Annotated in this window: 14 protein-coding genes; all 14 read left to right on the forward strand. The window is 59.2% G+C overall.

Going from position 1 to position 15,127, the window contains the following annotated elements; all coding sequences use genetic code 11:
* Positions 1-4 precede the first annotated feature (4 nt).
* The gene (locus tag ACOQOY_RS01155; RefSeq protein WP_420583656.1) at positions 5-676 is read left to right on the forward strand and encodes an amino acid ABC transporter permease; all 672 of its coding nucleotides are present in this window, start codon (positions 5-7) and stop codon (positions 674-676) included.
* 10 nt (positions 677-686) lie between these two features.
* Positions 687-1,352, forward strand: coding sequence for an amino acid ABC transporter permease (locus tag ACOQOY_RS01160; protein WP_420583657.1), 666 nt, complete (start codon positions 687-689; stop codon positions 1,350-1,352).
* Complete coding sequence (locus ACOQOY_RS01165) at positions 1,349-2,086, forward strand: SDR family oxidoreductase (RefSeq protein WP_420583658.1); 738 nt, start codon at positions 1,349-1,351, stop codon at positions 2,084-2,086. The genes ACOQOY_RS01160 and ACOQOY_RS01165 overlap by 4 nt, the downstream gene beginning before the upstream one ends.
* A gap of 1 nt (position 2,087) precedes the next feature.
* Positions 2,088-2,837 (forward strand): SDR family NAD(P)-dependent oxidoreductase, encoded by a 750-nt coding sequence (locus ACOQOY_RS01170; protein WP_420583659.1) that lies wholly within the window; start codon positions 2,088-2,090, stop codon positions 2,835-2,837.
* A gap of 11 nt (positions 2,838-2,848) precedes the next feature.
* Positions 2,849-3,580, forward strand: a complete 732-nt coding sequence (locus ACOQOY_RS01175; protein WP_420583660.1) for an aspartate/glutamate racemase family protein — start codon at positions 2,849-2,851, stop codon at positions 3,578-3,580.
* Between the two features lie 107 nt (positions 3,581-3,687).
* Positions 3,688-5,358, forward strand: a complete 1,671-nt coding sequence (locus ACOQOY_RS01180) for a thiamine pyrophosphate-binding protein (RefSeq protein ID WP_420583661.1) — start codon at positions 3,688-3,690, stop codon at positions 5,356-5,358.
* Positions 5,355-7,442: a hydantoinase/oxoprolinase family protein gene (locus ACOQOY_RS01185; protein ID WP_420583662.1), complete on the forward strand. Its 2,088-nt coding sequence runs from the start codon at positions 5,355-5,357 to the stop codon at positions 7,440-7,442. Before ACOQOY_RS01180 ends, ACOQOY_RS01185 begins: the two co-directional genes overlap by 4 nt.
* A gap of 3 nt (positions 7,443-7,445) precedes the next feature.
* Positions 7,446-9,065, forward strand: a complete 1,620-nt coding sequence (locus tag ACOQOY_RS01190; protein WP_420583663.1) for a hydantoinase B/oxoprolinase family protein — start codon at positions 7,446-7,448, stop codon at positions 9,063-9,065.
* Positions 9,062-10,267 carry a pyridoxal phosphate-dependent aminotransferase gene (locus ACOQOY_RS01195; protein WP_420583664.1) on the forward strand — a complete coding sequence of 402 codons (1,206 nt, stop codon included), beginning with the start codon at positions 9,062-9,064 and terminating at the stop codon, positions 10,265-10,267. Before ACOQOY_RS01190 ends, ACOQOY_RS01195 begins: the two co-directional genes overlap by 4 nt.
* 8 nt (positions 10,268-10,275) lie before the next feature.
* Positions 10,276-11,091: an NAD-dependent epimerase/dehydratase family protein gene (locus tag ACOQOY_RS01200; RefSeq protein ID WP_420583665.1), complete on the forward strand. Its 816-nt coding sequence runs from the start codon at positions 10,276-10,278 to the stop codon at positions 11,089-11,091.
* Complete coding sequence (locus tag ACOQOY_RS01205; RefSeq protein WP_420583666.1) at positions 11,091-12,293, forward strand: NAD(P)/FAD-dependent oxidoreductase; 1,203 nt, start codon at positions 11,091-11,093, stop codon at positions 12,291-12,293. Before ACOQOY_RS01200 ends, ACOQOY_RS01205 begins: the two co-directional genes overlap by 1 nt.
* Positions 12,294-12,318: 25 nt before the next feature.
* Complete coding sequence (locus ACOQOY_RS01210; RefSeq protein ID WP_420583667.1) at positions 12,319-13,236, forward strand: LysR substrate-binding domain-containing protein; 918 nt, start codon at positions 12,319-12,321, stop codon at positions 13,234-13,236.
* Entirely contained in the window at positions 13,233-13,985 is a 753-nt protein-coding gene (locus ACOQOY_RS01215; protein ID WP_420583668.1) for an SDR family NAD(P)-dependent oxidoreductase, read from the forward strand. The genes ACOQOY_RS01210 and ACOQOY_RS01215 overlap by 4 nt, the downstream gene beginning before the upstream one ends.
* Positions 13,986-14,190: 205 nt before the next feature.
* On the forward strand, positions 14,191-15,126 hold the full coding sequence (locus ACOQOY_RS01220) for an SDR family NAD(P)-dependent oxidoreductase (RefSeq protein WP_420583669.1): 936 nt from the start codon (positions 14,191-14,193) through the stop codon (positions 15,124-15,126).
* Position 15,127 lies beyond the last annotated feature (1 nt).

Below are 15,127 nucleotides of genomic sequence, written 5' to 3' on the forward strand. Positions count from 1 at the left end.
GCCGATGAATTACGAGTTCAACTGGTTCTATGTCGAAAAAGCGATACCCGACCTGATGCGAGGTCTGTGGGTGACGCTGGAACTGACGATGTGGGCAAACATCATCGGTCTGGTGCTGGGGTTCATCGTCGCCATCGGCATGATGTCGAAGATCAAGCTGATCGTCTGGCCGCTGACCGCCTATATCGAGTTCTTCCGCTGTACTCCGGCCTTGATTCAGCTGGTGTGGTTCTTCTTCTGCGTCCCGATCCTGTTCAATGTGTGGTGGAGCGCGGAATTCATGGGCATTCTCGCCCTAGGTCTGAACCTCGCGGCCTTCAACGCCGAAGCCTATCGCGCCGCGATTCAGGCCATTCCACATGCACATAACGATGCCAGCACCGCGCTGGGTTTGAATGCCTTTCAGCGGATCATCTACGTGATCCTGCCGCAGGCGCTGATCCTTGCGCTGCCGGTTCTGATCACCAACGGTATCGGCATCTTCCAGCAATCCGCTCTGGTCGCGCTGATCTCGGTTCAGGATCTGATGTATGAGGGCCGCTACATCGCAACGCAGACCTTCCGCCCGATTGAGACCCTGACAACTGTCGCGCTGATCTACTTTGCGGTGTCGTTCCCGGTGTCTCAGGCGGTAACCCTTGTCGAAAAGCGCACCAAGCGCTTGCTCGCTTCCTAAGGAGGAACCCATGGAACTCGATTTCTCATTCCTCCTTGAATACTCGGGTGTTTTGTGGCGCGGGTTGCTGACCACGCTGCAATTTGTTGGGCTGGCGGTGATCCTTGGCCTGATCTGGGGCTTCATTCTCAGCATGGCGCGGACTTCGACCAACCCTTTCCTGTACTGGACCAGCACGATCTATGTGGAGTTCTTTCGCGGTACCCCGGTTCTGGTGCAGCTGTTCTGGATCTTCTTCTGCTTGCCTCTGTTTCTGGGGCTCGAGCTGAGCGGCTTTGCTTCGGCTGTGATCGCGCTGTCGCTGTATAGCGGCGCGATCACCTCGGAAAGCTTTCGTGCGGCGCTGAAATCCATCGAAAACAGTCAGTTCGACGCCTGTACCGCGTTGGGTTTGCCCAGCGGTGTGCGCACGATCTATGTGATCCTGCCGCAGGCGGTGTTGCGTGCGATCCCGAACCTGCTGTCAAACGTTGTGTCGCTGTTCAAAGAAAGTGCATTAGTTTCGGCTGTGGGTATGGCGGATCTGATGTATGTCGGGCAAAACATCGCCAATAATGTGGCGCGTCCGATCGAGATTCTGACCGCCGTCGCGATCATTTACTTCTGCATCGGCTTCCCGTTGACCCGTGCCGTCAGCATGGTTGAAGGGCGGCTTCTAAAAGTTGTCAAAGCATGAACAAAGAAAAACAAACTGCTCTGGTCACGGGTGCCACCAGTGGCATTGGCAAGGCGATCACTTTTGCTCTGGCGGGCGCGGGCTATCAGGTCATCGCACTGGGCCGCAGCGCCGCAACGCTTGAGCAGATGCAGGCCACCGAGGGCGTGCGCCCGCTGGCACTGGATCTGACCGACCGCGAGGCGCTGGCAACGGCGTTGGAGGGTGAGCAGATCGACGTGCTGGTCAATAACGCCGGGGTAATCCCCCCTGTGACCCGTTTTGATGAGATGGATCAGTCGGATATCGACACCACGTTCGAGGTGAACCTTAGCGCGGCTGTGGCGACCACACGTCTGATTCTGCCGGGCATGGTGGCGCGTGAGCAGGGTCATGTGTTTTTTACCGGCTCGACTGCGGGTCAGGGACCGTTCCCGAACATGGCGGTTTATGGTGCGTCCAAAGCGGCGATTTCCAGCTTTGCGGCGGCTCTGCGTTGCGACATATCCGGCTCGGGCGTGCGGGTGACCGAGATCGTCGCGGGTCGGGTTGAAACCAACCTTTACAAAGAAGTACTGACCGACCGCGCGCGGGCCGATATGTATTCCGCCTTTGATGCGGTGCAGCCGGATGAAGTGGCCCAGATGCTGTTGTCAGTGCTGCAAATGCCGGCGCATGTGGATGTGACACGGTTTGATATTCTGCCTACCGCCCAGTTTGTTGGTGGCGGGGGCTTTGCTCAAAAGGAAGACTAAAATGGACGGATTGTCTGTTGTTGTAGTAGGCGGAGGCGCAGGTCTGGGCCTACTACTGGCGGATATGGCTGTGGAAAACGGCGCTGCAGGCATTGGCATCATTGATGTCAATGGGGAGGCTGCCGAAGCGGCGCTGGCTACGGCCCGTGCGGCGGGCCTGAAAACCGCCTCGGCGGCGTGTGATATCCGCACCGCTGATGCGGCGCATGCGGCGTTTGCGCAGATCGCGGAACAGCTGGGTCGCGTGGACACGGTGATCAACTCGGCCGCGATCTATCCGCGCAAGCCGATGCTGGAAATCAACGATGCGGATTGGGACGCGTCGAACGCGGTCAACATCAAAGGCACGTTCCACATGTGCGTTGCCGCGATCAAGCAGTTCCGGGCGCAAGAGACGGACGGAGTAGTCAAAGGCCGGATCGTCAACATCACCTCGGTCGATGCGTTCAAAGCGCATCCGCAAAACGCCCACTATGCAGCAACCAAAGCCGCCGTGGTCAGCCTGACCAAAAGCTTTGCGCATGAGGTTGCCCCGGACAACATCCTGGTGAACTCGGTCGCTCCTGCTGGCATGGCCACTGAAAAGGCACGCGAGGCTGGATTCCTGGGCGAACTGGCCGCAGCCAGCCCTCTGGGTCGCGGTGGCGAACCGCGCGAGATGGCGGAATGGGTGATGATGGCCGGTGGTCCAAAAAACACTTACATGACCGGCGAGAACATCATCGTCTCGGGCGGTTACATTTACGCGTAAAGGGCAGGGCGATGATCTACAAAACCCGCCGGAAAAGTCAGAACTGGGCCGGTGAGACCATCGGGATCATCGTTCTGGACTGTGAATATCCGTATATCCCCGGCAATGTGGCAAATGCCACGACCTATGATTTCCCCGTCCGCTACGCCGTAGCGGAGGGGGCCGATAACCACCGTCTGATCTATGACCGGGACCCGGCCCTGTTGGAGCCGTTCATTCAGGCGGCCCAAAAACTGGAGGCCGAAGGCGTCCGTGCCATCACCGGCGCTTGTGGATTTATGGCGCTGTTTCAGCAAGAGATCGCGGCCAGCGTCAGCATCCCGGTTTTCATGTCGAGCCTGCTTCAGGTGCCGTTCATTCACCAGATCACCGGCAAGCGAGTCGGGGTGATTTCGGCGGACAAGTCCAACCTGACGCAGGAACATCTGACCAAATCGGGTATTGCTGAAAACACCCCTCTGGCGTTTGGCGGTATGGAGCAGAACAAAGCCTTCACTCAGGCGATTTTCTATCCGGACGGCACGCTGGATGACGACGCGATTCGCGAAGGTGTAATCGAGGTCGCGCAGCAGCTTCAGGCCGATCACGAAGACCTTGGCGCGATCCTTCTGGAATGCTCGGATTTGCCGCCATATGCCCATGCGGTGCAGGCCGCGACCGGGCTGCCGGTCTTCGATTTTATCACCATGATCAACTACGTACACGAGACGCTGGCGCGTAAACCCTATACCGGGGTGATGTGAAATGGATCGGTGTAGAATTTCTTTTCTGTTTCAAGAATTTCTGCACCGACGACTTTGTGCCGGTGACACTAGAATGCGTCCAGAACCCTTAGACTAACAGGTCCGAAATGACTCAGAGAAATGGCGGAAAAGTAATCGTCGAATGCTTGCAGGCGCTTGGGGCGCGGCACAGTTTTGGCGTTCCCGGCGAAAGCTATCTGGCGGTGCTGGACGCGCTGCATGACACGCAGGGCGCATTGGACTTTACCCTGTGCCGGAACGAAGGTGGCGCAGCCTTTATGGCCTCGGCCTACGGTAAGCTGACCGGCACACCCGGCATCTGCTTTGTGACCCGCGGCCCCGGCGCGACCAATGCCTCGATTGGTGTGCATACCGCGATGCAGGACAGCTCGCCCATGCTGCTGTTCGTGGGTCAGGTCGGCACTGACATGAAAGGCCGCGAGGCGTTTCAAGAGATCGACTATCGCGCTTATTTCGGCACTGTCGCCAAATGGGCGACCGAGATTGATGACGCCGACCGCATCCCCGAGATCATCGCGCGTGCGTGGGCAACCGCGACCACGGGTCGACCGGGCCCGGTCGTTGTGGCGCTGCCCGAAGATATGCTGACTGACATGACGGCCGTTCCCGCTCTCACTGGCCCGATGTCTGTCGAAGAGGCCGCCCCCTCGCAATCCGCCATGGGGGCGGTCCTTTCGGCCCTGTCCGAGGCCAAACGCCCGCTGATCCTGATGGGTGGAAGTGGCTGGTCTGACGAGGGCAGCGCGGCACTGCAAAAATTTGCCGAAAACTCGGACCTGCCGGTGTTGGCGGCGTTCCGGTTCCAGGATTTCTACGACAACCACTCACCGAGCTATGTTGGTGACGCTGGCGTAGGAATGACGCCGGTCACCAAAAAGCTGGTGCAGGACGCGGATCTGATTCTGGCCATTGGTGTGCGCTTTGGCGAGATGACCACAGACGGGTATACCCTGTTGAACGTGCCGAAACCTGCGCAAAAGCTGATCCACGTTCACGTCTCTGACCGTGAGATTGGCAAAGTGTATGTGCCGGATCTGGGTATTCAGGCGGGCTCGAACGCCTTTGCTGCGGCTCTGGCAGATCAAAAGGTCAGCGGTGACTGGGCCGACTGGCGCGCCAATGCCCGTGCGGGTTTCGAAGCGGCCTTCGACCTGCCCGACTTGCCCAGCCCCGTCGACATGGGCAAAGTCACCGCCTTCCTGCGGGACCGTCTGCCCGAAGATGCCGTTCTGACCAACGGTGCGGGCAACTTCACCGTCTGGCCCAACAAGTTCTTCAAGTTCGGCCCCGGCCAGCGTCTGCTGGCGCCGCAATCGGGCGCGATGGGCTACGGTGTGCCTGCCGCGGTTGCCGCCAAGGTTGCCAATCCTGAACGCACCGTTGTCTGCTTTGCCGGGGACGGCGATTTCCAGATGAATTGTCAGGAATTGGGCACCGCCATGCAGGCGGGTGCGCAGCCGATCGTTCTGATCCTGAACAACGGCATCTACGGCACCATTCGGATGCACCAGGAAAGGACATACCCCGAGCGGATTTCCGGCACCATGCTGGAGAACCCCGATTTCGTGACGCTCGCCCAGGCCTATGGCTATCACGCCGAGCGTGTTGAAAAGACCGAGGATTTCGAGGCCGCGTTTGAACGTGCGATGGCTTCGGATACCGGCGCGGTGTTGGAGCTCAATATCTCCCCAGAGGCGCTGACACCGCGCCAGACCCTCAGCCAGATGCGCGACGCAGCAAAAGGAGCTCAGGCATGACGACCCAAGATATCCGTCTGGGTGCCGACATCGGCGGTACTTTTACCGATATTGCGTTGGATGTGCGTGGCGAAATCCACTCGACCAAGGTTCTGACCAACTACACCGCGCCGGAACAGGCGATCCTGGACGGGATCGCCATCGTGACCGAGCAGGCCGGGATTGGTTTTAGCGATCTGGACATCATCATCCATGGCACCACGCTGGCCACCAACGCGCTGATTGAGCGTCGCGGGGCAAAGACCGCGCTGGTAACGACCGAAGGGTTCCGTGATGTCATCGAGATGCGGACCGAGAACCGGTTCGAGCAATATGACCTGAACCTGAAACTGCCTGCCCCGCTGATCCCGCGTCAGGACCGGTTCCCGGTCGCAGGTCGGATTGATGCGCAAGGCAACGAACTGCAGCCGCTGGACGAAGCCCGCCTTGAGGCGCTGGCCGACGAAATCCGAGATGGCGGCTTTGGGGCTGTGGCGATTGGCTTTATCCACTCGTACCAGAACCCGGCGCATGAAGAACGTGCGCGCGAAATTCTGGCTGCGAAACTGCCGGGCATGCCGATCTCGATCTCGGCTGAGGTCAGCCCTCAGATGCGCGAGTTCGAGCGTTTCAACACCGTTTGCGCCAATGCCTACGTGCGCCCGCAGATGGAAGACTACCTGACCCGCCTGCAATCGCGTCTGCAAGCGCAAGGTGCAGATTGCCCGGTCTTCATGATCCATTCGGGCGGCGGTCTGATCTCGGTCGAAACTGCGATTGAGTTTCCGGTGCGTCTAGTTGAATCCGGCCCGGCGGGTGGTGCGATCTTTGCCGCAGATGTTGCGGCCAAATTCGGTATCGAAAAAGTCGTCAGCTATGACATGGGCGGCACCACCGCCAAGATCTGCCTGATCGAAGATTTTGAGCCGCAGACGGCCCGCACCTTCGAGGTGGCGCGGACCTATCGCTTCTGCAAAGGTTCGGGCATGCCGATCTCGATCCCGGTGATCGAGATGATCGAAATCGGGGCCGGTGGTGGCTCGATTGCGTGGGTCGACTCGATGGGTCGCATCCAGACCGGCCCGGAAAGTGCCGCGTCAGAACCCGGCCCGGCCTGTTACCAGCGCGGTGGCGACCGCCCCGCGATTACCGATGCCGACCTTATGCTGGGCAAGATCGACCCCGACAACTTTGCCGGTGGTGCCATCCCGCTGTCCAAGGATGCGTCGAGCAAAGCGATTGCCAAGGATGTTGGCGACAAGCTGTCTCTGGAACCGCTTGAGGCTGCTTTCGGCATTGTCGAAGTGGTTGACGAAAACATGGCCAACGCCGCCCGTGTTCATGCGGTCGAGAACGGCAAGAACATCAGCGACAACGTGATGATCGCCTTTGGCGGTGCGGCCCCGCTGCACGCGGCGCGTCTGTGCGAAAAGCTGGGTGTTGACCAGTGCCTGATCCCGCCGGGTGCGGGTGTTGGTTCGGCCATCGGCTTTTTGAAAGCACCGTTTGGGTACGAGGCGCTGGCCTCGCGTCTGGTGCGCCTGTCCGAGTTCGATGTCGACGCCGTAAACTCCATGCTGACCGACCTGCGCGAAACCGCCGAAGGGTTTGTGCGCGCCGGTACAGATGGTGAGATCAAGCGCGAAGTCGTGGGCTTCATGCGCTATCAGGGGCAGGGCTGGGAAATCCCGGTTGCGATCCCGGATCGAGTCCTGACCGCTGATGACGTTGACCTGATCCGCGACCGTTTCCGCGAGAACTATGCCCGTTTCTTTGGCCGCGCCATTGACGGCCTGAACGGCCTGGAGATCGAGATCGTCACATGGTCGATGAAGGCCAGCGACATCCGTCCGGCTCCGGCACGGGTCGAGCTTGTGACCGAGGGCTCGGTCGCGGACGCGCCGAACACCCGTCCGGTATTCGATCCCAGCAGCGATGGTCTGCAAGACAGCCGCATCGTCGAACGCGATACGCTGTCGGCGGGTGATCGCGTCACCGGTCCTGCGGTGATCGTCGAGCGTGAAACCTCGACCGTCGTGACCTCGCCCTTTGACGCCGTGCTTCAAGGTGACGGCACCATTCTACTTATTCGGAAGGAGGCTTAAGCCATGGCCGGACTTTCAGAAATCCGTATGCAGGTGATGTGGAACCGCCTGATCTCGGTGGTCGAGGAACAAGCGCTGACCCTTCTGCGCACCGCGTTTTCGACCTCGGTTCGCGAAGCAGGCGACCTGTCCGCTGGTGTCTTTACCCCCGAAGGTCTGATGCTGGCGCAGGCCGTGACCGGCACGCCGGGCCACGTGAACACCATGGCCGAAGCCGTGTTGCATTTTCTGGCGGAAATTCCCCGCGAAGAGATGTTCGAAGGCGACTGCTATGTGACCAACGACCCGTGGAAGGGCACCGGGCACCTGCATGACATCACCATGGTTGCGCCGTCCTTCAAGGATGGCAAGCTGGTGGCCTTTTTTGCCTGTACCGCGCACGTGGTTGACGTCGGTGGCCGTGGCTTTGGTGCCGATGGCAAATCGGTCTACGAAGAAGGCATCCTGATCCCGATCATGAAGTTTGCCGAAAAAGGCAAAGTGAACCGCGATCTGATCAACATTCTGCGCAACAACGTGCGTGAATCCAATCAGGTTGTGGGCGATTTCTACTCGCTGGCGGCCTGTAACGAAGTGGGCCACCGTCGCCTGATCGACATGATGTCGGAAACCGGCATGGACAGTCTGGACGATCTGGGTGAGTTCATCTTCAGCCGGTCGCGCGCCGCCACGCTGGAACGCATCGCTGCACTGCCCAAGGGCAGCTGGGGCAATGAGATGACCGTGGATGGCTATGACGTGCCGGTTCAGCTGGCGACCACTCTGTCGGTCAAGGATGGTGAAGTGAATGTTGATTTCGCTGGCACCGACGGTCAGAGCAAATGGGGCATCAACTGCCCGATGATCTATTCCAAAGCCTATGCCTGCTACGCTGTGAAATGCGTGGTGGCCCCCGATATTCCGAACAACTCTGCGTCTCTGGAGCCGTTTACGGTTTCTTCTCCTCCCAATATCCTGAACGCAGAGCGGCCAGCGCCCGTATCTCTCCGCCATGTCATGGGCCATATGGTCCCTGACCTGGTTCTTGGGGCGCTGGCCAAAGCCTTGCCTGGTCAGATCATGGCCGAAGGCGCAGCTGCCCTGTGGAACATTCACATTTCGGCGCGCCCCGAGGCGGGCGGTCAAGGTCGTCGTTCCGAAGTGCTGATGTTCAACTCGGGCGGTACCGGCGCGCGGCCTGGTCTGGATGGGCTGGCGGCAACGGCGTTCCCGTCCGGTGTGCACACGATGCCGATCGAGGCGACCGAACACACCGGGCCGATCGTTGTCTGGCGCAAGGAATTGCGCCCCGACAGCGGTGGCGCAGGCAAGCTGCGTGGTGGTCTGGGTCAGATCATCGAGATCGCTCCGGCCGAAGGGCATGAGTTCGACTTTTCCGCCATGTTCGACCGGGTCAACCACCCTGCCCGCGGACGCGATGGCGGCGAAGATGGTGCCCCCGGCGTTGTCGAGCTGTGCGATGGGACCAAGCTGCGTCCCAAGGGTTGGCAGCATGTCCCCGCAGGCAAACGTCTGATCCTCAAAGCCCCCGGTGGGGGCGGGTTCGGCCCGGCGTCTGAACGCGATGCCGAGGCGCACGCTGATGATCACCTGAAGGGCTATGTGTCCGGAGACCAGTCATGACCAAAATCGCCTCACGCCTGTCGGTCGTGAAACCTTCGGCCTCGATGGCCGTCAGTCAGGCCGCCAAAGATTTGGCGGCCACGGGTGTCGACGTGTGCAATCTGGGGCTGGGCGAGCCAGACTTTTCCGCCCCGGCGCATGTGACCAACGCCGCGTTCGAAGCCGCAAGCCGCGAGCGGATGCTGTATACGGCGGCATTGGGTACACCGGATTGCCGCCGCTCGGTCGCGGCGAAGTTCAAACGCGAAAACGGGCTGGACTATGAGATTGATGAGATCGCCGTGGCCAACGGGGCCAAGCAGATCATCTTCAACGCTCTGATGGCGACGGTCGAAGAAGGCGATGAGCTGATCCTGCCCGCGCCATACTTTGTCTCGTATCCCGAGATGGCAAAGCTGTTCGGTGGCGTGCCTGTTACACCGGCCTGTCCCGCTGAGACCGGTTTCCGACTGACACCCGAGGTTCTGGAAGACGCGATTACCGACAAGACCCGCTGGCTGTTTCTGAACATGCCGGGCAATCCGTCTGGCGCAGTCTATACTCGCGAGCAGCTGGTGGCCCTTGGCGAAGTTCTGGAGCGTCACCCGCAGGTCATGATCCTGTCGGATGAAATCTATGAACATATCGTCTTTGACGGGCACGAGTTCGTGTCTTTCGGCGCGGCTTGTCCGCAACTGCGCGACCGCAGTCTGATTGTGAACGGGGTGTCAAAAGCCTATGCCATGACCGGCTGGCGGGTTGGCTATGCAGCCGGACCGCGCGGCCTGATCAAGGCGATGTCCACGGTGCAAAGCCAATCCTGCACCTCGGTCTGCACCCCAGCGCAGATCGCCACGCAAGCGGCCCTTGATGGACCGCAGGACGAAGTGGCCCGGTTCCGCGAGGCATTTGAGCGCCGCCGTGATCTGGTTGTGGAAGGCATTGCGGGGATCGAGGGTCTGACACTCGACCCGCCGGAAGGTGCGTTTTATGCCTATATCGGATGCGCGGCGCTGATTGGGGCAAAGACGCCCGCCGGGAATGTGCTGTCGGACGATATCGCGGTGACGCAATACCTGTTGGACGAAGGCCATGTCGCGGCGGTTCCGGGAACGGCTTACGGGCTGTCGCCATTCTTCCGCATCTCGACTGCAACATCTGACGAAGAACTAAACAAAGCCATTAGCCGCATCGCGGATGCCGTCGGCAAACTGGAACGCTGAGGACTATCATGACAAAACCTTACAAGAAGATTCTGATCACCGGCGCTGCCGGTCGCCTTGGCACGGAACTGCGCAAGGGCCTGGCCCCGCTGGCAGACACGATCCGTCTGGCGGCACGCAAACCGATTGACGATTTGGCCGAGAACGAAGAACAGGTGATCTTCGACCTCTCGGATATGGACGCCACCATTGCTGCGACCGAAGGCTGCGACGCCATCGTGCATTATGGCGGCGCGCCTCTGGAAAGCCCTTGGCAGACCATTCTCGACAGCAATATCCGCGGCTCGTACCACATCTACGAAGGTGCGCGGAAACATGGGGCCAAGCGGGTGATCTATGCCTCGTCCGTTCACGCCATCGGCTACCACAAGATGGAAGACCATATCGGCGTCGACGCGCCTGTACGCCCGGACAGCCTGTACGGGGTTTCTAAGAACTTTGTCGAAAGCCTCAGCCGTCTGTATTGGGACAAGTTCGGCATTGAGTCGGCCTGTCTGCGGATTTTCTCGTCCTTCCCGGAACCGGCGGATCGCCGGATGCTGTGGTCCTACCTGTCATTTGACGACTGTGTACGCCTGACGGCCGCCGCCCTGACCGCCCCACGCATCGGCCACACGCTGACCTTCGGTCTGTCTGACAACAAGGTCAAAGTGGTGGACAACTCGGGCGCCAATCATCTGGGCTATATCCCACAGGACAGCTCGGAACCCTATCGTGAGGCGGTGGAGGCGCGGACTGAGGTCGCTGACCCCAACGCTCTGTCCGTTCAATATCTTGGTGGTTGGTTCTGTGAACTGGGCCACCCGGATGATGAGGAAAAGTGATGAAAGACAGCTATGACGTCGTCATCGTCGGCGGGGCCGTTATCGGTTCTGCCGTAGCCTATTTCCTGACTGCCAACCCGGATTTCAACGGCTCGGTCCTGATGATCGAGCGTGATCCGACTTTTGCGCAGGCCTCGACCTCGCTGAGTTCATCGGCGATCCGCAATCAGTTCTCGAACCCGGTCAACGTGCAGATCGGTCAGTTCGGCACCAAGTTCATCCGTGAATTTGCCGACACGATGGAAGTGGACGGCGAGAAACCGGATTTGGGTTTCCACGAGGGCGGGTATTTGTTCCTGGCCTCGACCGACGAACAGGCGCAGATTCTGCGGGAAAACCACGAGGTCCAGAAATCTCTGGGCGCGGATGTGGTGCTGTGGAACCCGGAGCAGATCAAGGAAGCTTTCCCGCATATCCGCGTGGATGACTTGCAACTGGCCAGCTATGGGCAGTCGGGTGAGGGTTGGTTCTCGAACACCGGCCTGATGAACGGCTTCCGCAAAAAGGCGCGGGCGCAGGGTGCGGAATACCTGATTGACGAGGTCGTGGACATCAACCGCGACGGTGACCGGGTCACCGGCGTTGTGCTGAAAAGCGGCAAGACAATCGGCTGCGGCACGCTGGTCAACGCCTCGGGTCCACGTGCGGCACAAACCGCAGCGATGGCCGATCTGACCATTCCGGTCGAGCCACGCAAACGCTCACTGTTTGTGTTCGATTGCGCCAAGTCACCGGAAGGTACTGCGAATGTGAACCAAGGCCGCTTGCCACTGATGATCGACCCGACAGGTTCGTTCTGCCGCCCGGAAGGCAAGTATTTCCTGGCAGGCACTGTACCGTCCGAAGACCCCGCCGTGGATTGGGACGATTTCGAGCCCCGCCATGAGGAGTTCGAACGGCTGTGGATCGACCTCGCCGAACGGTCTGAATCCTTCGAAGCGATCAAGCTGGTCAACTTCTGGGCCGGTCATTACGCCTTCAACACGCTGGACCACAACGTGATAGCCGGGCCGCATAATGAGGTGAAGAACTTCATCTTCGCCAACGGGTTCTCGGGCCACGGATTGCAGCAGTCACCTGCCGTCGGGCGCGGCGTGTCCGAGTGGATCACTTACGGCGCGTACCGTACCCTTGACCTGACTGAGATCGGCTATGATAGGGTTGTCCGTAACGAACCGTTCCTGGAAAAAGCGGTAATCTGACCCTTGGGCAGCGCATTGGAAAACCATGAGCTTAAATCTCCTCAGACTACCGCCTCTGAACGCGCTCAAGGCTTTTCACGCTGCGGTACGCCACGGGTCGATCCGCAGCGCGGCTGACGAATTACTGGTCACACCGCAAGCGGTGAGCCAGCAGATCAAGCTGTTGGAAGATACATTGCAGGTCGTGCTGTTTGAACGGCGCGGCCGCACCATTGAACCGACCGAAACCGCCGTTTTGTTGGCGCGCTATGTTGATGCGGGGTTTGAAGAACTGGCCGAGGGCGTGCGCAGGGTCACGACCAAAAAGTATCAGGATCGGATCACCCTGAACGTATCCCCTTATTTTGCGACCCGTTACCTTATGCTCCAGTTGGAAGGGTTTCGCGAGTCGGTGCCGAATTCCGATCTGCGGATGACCACCATGGTCGACACGCCTGATTTCAAACGAGATGACATCGACGTGGCGGTGCAATGGGGTTTCGGCGACTGGCCCGATCTTGAGGTGAACCTGCTGATCAAGGATCACAAGGTCATCTGCTGCACGCCGGAATTGGCTGAACAGGTTAAATCTCCGGAAGATCTGGCGCAGCATCGTCTGTTGCATCCGGTTCTGCAAAACTCCCTTTGGTCGGATATCTTCGACTTTCTCCAGGTTGGGTCGGCGGACTCGACCTCGGAACTGGCGTTTCACGATGCGGCAACCATGCGGCGGGCCACAATGGCGGGGTTGGGCATTGGGCTGATCTCGCGTGTGGACGCGGAACGGGACATCCGGTCCGGCGATCTTGTGGCCCCGCTGGGGGTAGATATTCTGTATGACATGCCCGCGGATCAGGTTCCCGGGTTTTATCTGGTGTTGCCCAAAGCCCATCGCCGTGTCTCGGGCGTGGCGAATTTCTGCAATTGGGTAACGTCGCAAGATTGGGAAAAGACCCTCGAATGACTGAAGATTTCTCTGCAATTGTAACAGGTGCCGCAAGCGGTGTAGGGGCTTCGGTGGCGCTGAAGCTGGCCCAGCCCGGAGTGCGGCTGTCCTTGCACACTCGCCGTTCGATCGACCGTCTGGAAGGCGTTGCCGAACAGGCAAGGGCCAAAGGTGCCGAGGTTGAACTGATCACCGGCGATCTTGCCGAGCCGGGGCAGGGCAAAAAGATCATCGCCGCGCATGAGGCGCGTTTCGGCAGCCTGGATGCTCTGGTCGCGAATGCAGGCTTTCCGTTGCTTTTGTCACTGGCGGATATGGAGCTGGACGACATCGCCTATGCCTTCCGTGGCAATACCCAGAGCCTGTTTGAACTGGTACAGGCCAGCCACAGCCTGCTGCGCGCGTCTTCGAATGCCCGAATTGTTGCGGTCAGCAGTTTCACCGCACATGTCTTCCGAACCGATATGCCGCAATTCCCGGCCTCGGCGGCCTCGAAAGGCGCGGTGGAAACTGCCGTGCGCAGCCTGTCTCTGGCGCTGGCCAAAGATGGTATAACGGTCAATTCCGTCGTGCCGGGCTACATTCAGAAGGACGAAGGCACAGGGGATGGGCTGGACGACGATACCCTGAATGAAATCAGGCAGCGCATCCCGCTGCAACGGTTAGGGATGCCGCAGGACGTGGCCAATTGCATATGCTTTCTGCTTAGCGAGCAAGCGTCATATGTGACGGGGCAAGTGATCCATGTGAACGGTGGATTGATTTAAAAAAACCCGAGAATCGCGCAGTACAATTTGGATGAATCGACGCCGGACCCTCTGTTACGAGGGTCCGTTTTTGCCCTTGGAAAGCGAGAATTTCAGGTGTGTTTCTAGCGCCTTATGCGATTATGTGACCGATGGTCTTTAAATAAGTGACCGACGGTCTTATAATATGGGAAACGATTTAAACCTGCGATCTATGAGGTTCATTATGAAACGGCCCACAGGAAATCTCTGGCTAGAGACATTCTTTGCCCGCAAGACGACGGAAATGGTTCCCAACAGGGACCTGACCGGAAAAACGATCATTTTCACTGGTGGTACGGACGGGATGGGTCGCGTAGCAGTCGAACGCTTTGCTGAAATGGGGGCCGATATCTGCCTGTTCGGGCGCAATCTCGAAAAGACGCAGCGGGTGGTGGATGAACTGATTGCTGCCGGGCACAAGGGCCAGTTCTCGGTTGTGCAATGCGATCTTGGCCTGCTCGATCAGGTGCGCCGTGCGGCCGCCGAAGTGTTGGAACGGTTTGAGCGAATTGATTATCTTATCAATTGCGCAGGCATCAACATGTCCGAGCGTAAACTGACCCCGGACGGGTTTGAGGTGAACTTTGCGGTCAACTATCTGGGGCCGTATCTGCTGACCGAACTGTTGCTGGAGCGGATCAAAGCGACCCCCGGCGGGCGGATCATACAACTGGTTTCAGGGACGCAACAGGTTGCCAAACTGAATTTCGAAGATCTTCAGCTGGAAAACAAATGGAGCTTGCTGGCCTCTTATGCGCAGGCAAAACTCTGCCTGATTATGCACGGCCGTGATGTGGCCAAGCGGCTGGTCGACAGCGATACCACGATCAATTGCCTGAACCCCGGCTATATCAAATCTAATTTGGGACGTGACAGCAAAGGGCTCTCGCGCGTGTTCGGAGCGCTGTTTGGAAAGTTGGCGGCTCCGACTTGGGTTGGGGGTGAACGTATCGTTGCCGCTGCGTTGGACGAAAAGTACCAACAGGCGTCGGGCGAGTTCATCTACGAAGACATACTTCTGGCCCCGAACCCACTGGCGTTGGACGATGCAAATGTCGCCCGTATGAAAGAGATCACGCTTCAAATGACCGGACTGGCCCCGGCACAGGCGGCAGAGTAAC

Origin of the sequence: Ruegeria sp. (assembly GCF_965221235.1) — a bacterium.
GTDB lineage: Bacteria > Pseudomonadota > Alphaproteobacteria > Rhodobacterales > Rhodobacteraceae > Ruegeria.

What these genes read in the sequence shown, in the direction of transcription:
- ACOQOY_RS01155 (WP_420583656.1), top strand. Translation starts at nt 5, where the DNA reads ATGAATTACGAGTTCAACTGGTTCTATGTCGAAAAAGCGATACCCGAC.
- ACOQOY_RS01160 (WP_420583657.1), top strand. Translation starts at nt 687, where the DNA reads ATGGAACTCGATTTCTCATTCCTCCTTGAATACTCGGGTGTTTTGTGG.
- ACOQOY_RS01165 (WP_420583658.1), top strand. Translation starts at nt 1,349, where the DNA reads ATGAACAAAGAAAAACAAACTGCTCTGGTCACGGGTGCCACCAGTGGC.
- ACOQOY_RS01170 (WP_420583659.1), top strand. Translation starts at nt 2,088, where the DNA reads ATGGACGGATTGTCTGTTGTTGTAGTAGGCGGAGGCGCAGGTCTGGGC.
- ACOQOY_RS01175 (WP_420583660.1), top strand. Translation starts at nt 2,849, where the DNA reads ATGATCTACAAAACCCGCCGGAAAAGTCAGAACTGGGCCGGTGAGACC.
- ACOQOY_RS01180 (WP_420583661.1), top strand. Translation starts at nt 3,688, where the DNA reads ATGACTCAGAGAAATGGCGGAAAAGTAATCGTCGAATGCTTGCAGGCG.
- ACOQOY_RS01185 (WP_420583662.1), top strand. Translation starts at nt 5,355, where the DNA reads ATGACGACCCAAGATATCCGTCTGGGTGCCGACATCGGCGGTACTTTT.
- ACOQOY_RS01190 (WP_420583663.1), top strand. Translation starts at nt 7,446, where the DNA reads ATGGCCGGACTTTCAGAAATCCGTATGCAGGTGATGTGGAACCGCCTG.
- ACOQOY_RS01195 (WP_420583664.1), top strand. Translation starts at nt 9,062, where the DNA reads ATGACCAAAATCGCCTCACGCCTGTCGGTCGTGAAACCTTCGGCCTCG.
- ACOQOY_RS01200 (WP_420583665.1), top strand. Translation starts at nt 10,276, where the DNA reads ATGACAAAACCTTACAAGAAGATTCTGATCACCGGCGCTGCCGGTCGC.
- ACOQOY_RS01205 (WP_420583666.1), top strand. Translation starts at nt 11,091, where the DNA reads ATGAAAGACAGCTATGACGTCGTCATCGTCGGCGGGGCCGTTATCGGT.
- ACOQOY_RS01210 (WP_420583667.1), top strand. Translation starts at nt 12,319, where the DNA reads ATGAGCTTAAATCTCCTCAGACTACCGCCTCTGAACGCGCTCAAGGCT.
- ACOQOY_RS01215 (WP_420583668.1), top strand. Translation starts at nt 13,233, where the DNA reads ATGACTGAAGATTTCTCTGCAATTGTAACAGGTGCCGCAAGCGGTGTA.
- ACOQOY_RS01220 (WP_420583669.1), top strand. Translation starts at nt 14,191, where the DNA reads ATGAAACGGCCCACAGGAAATCTCTGGCTAGAGACATTCTTTGCCCGC.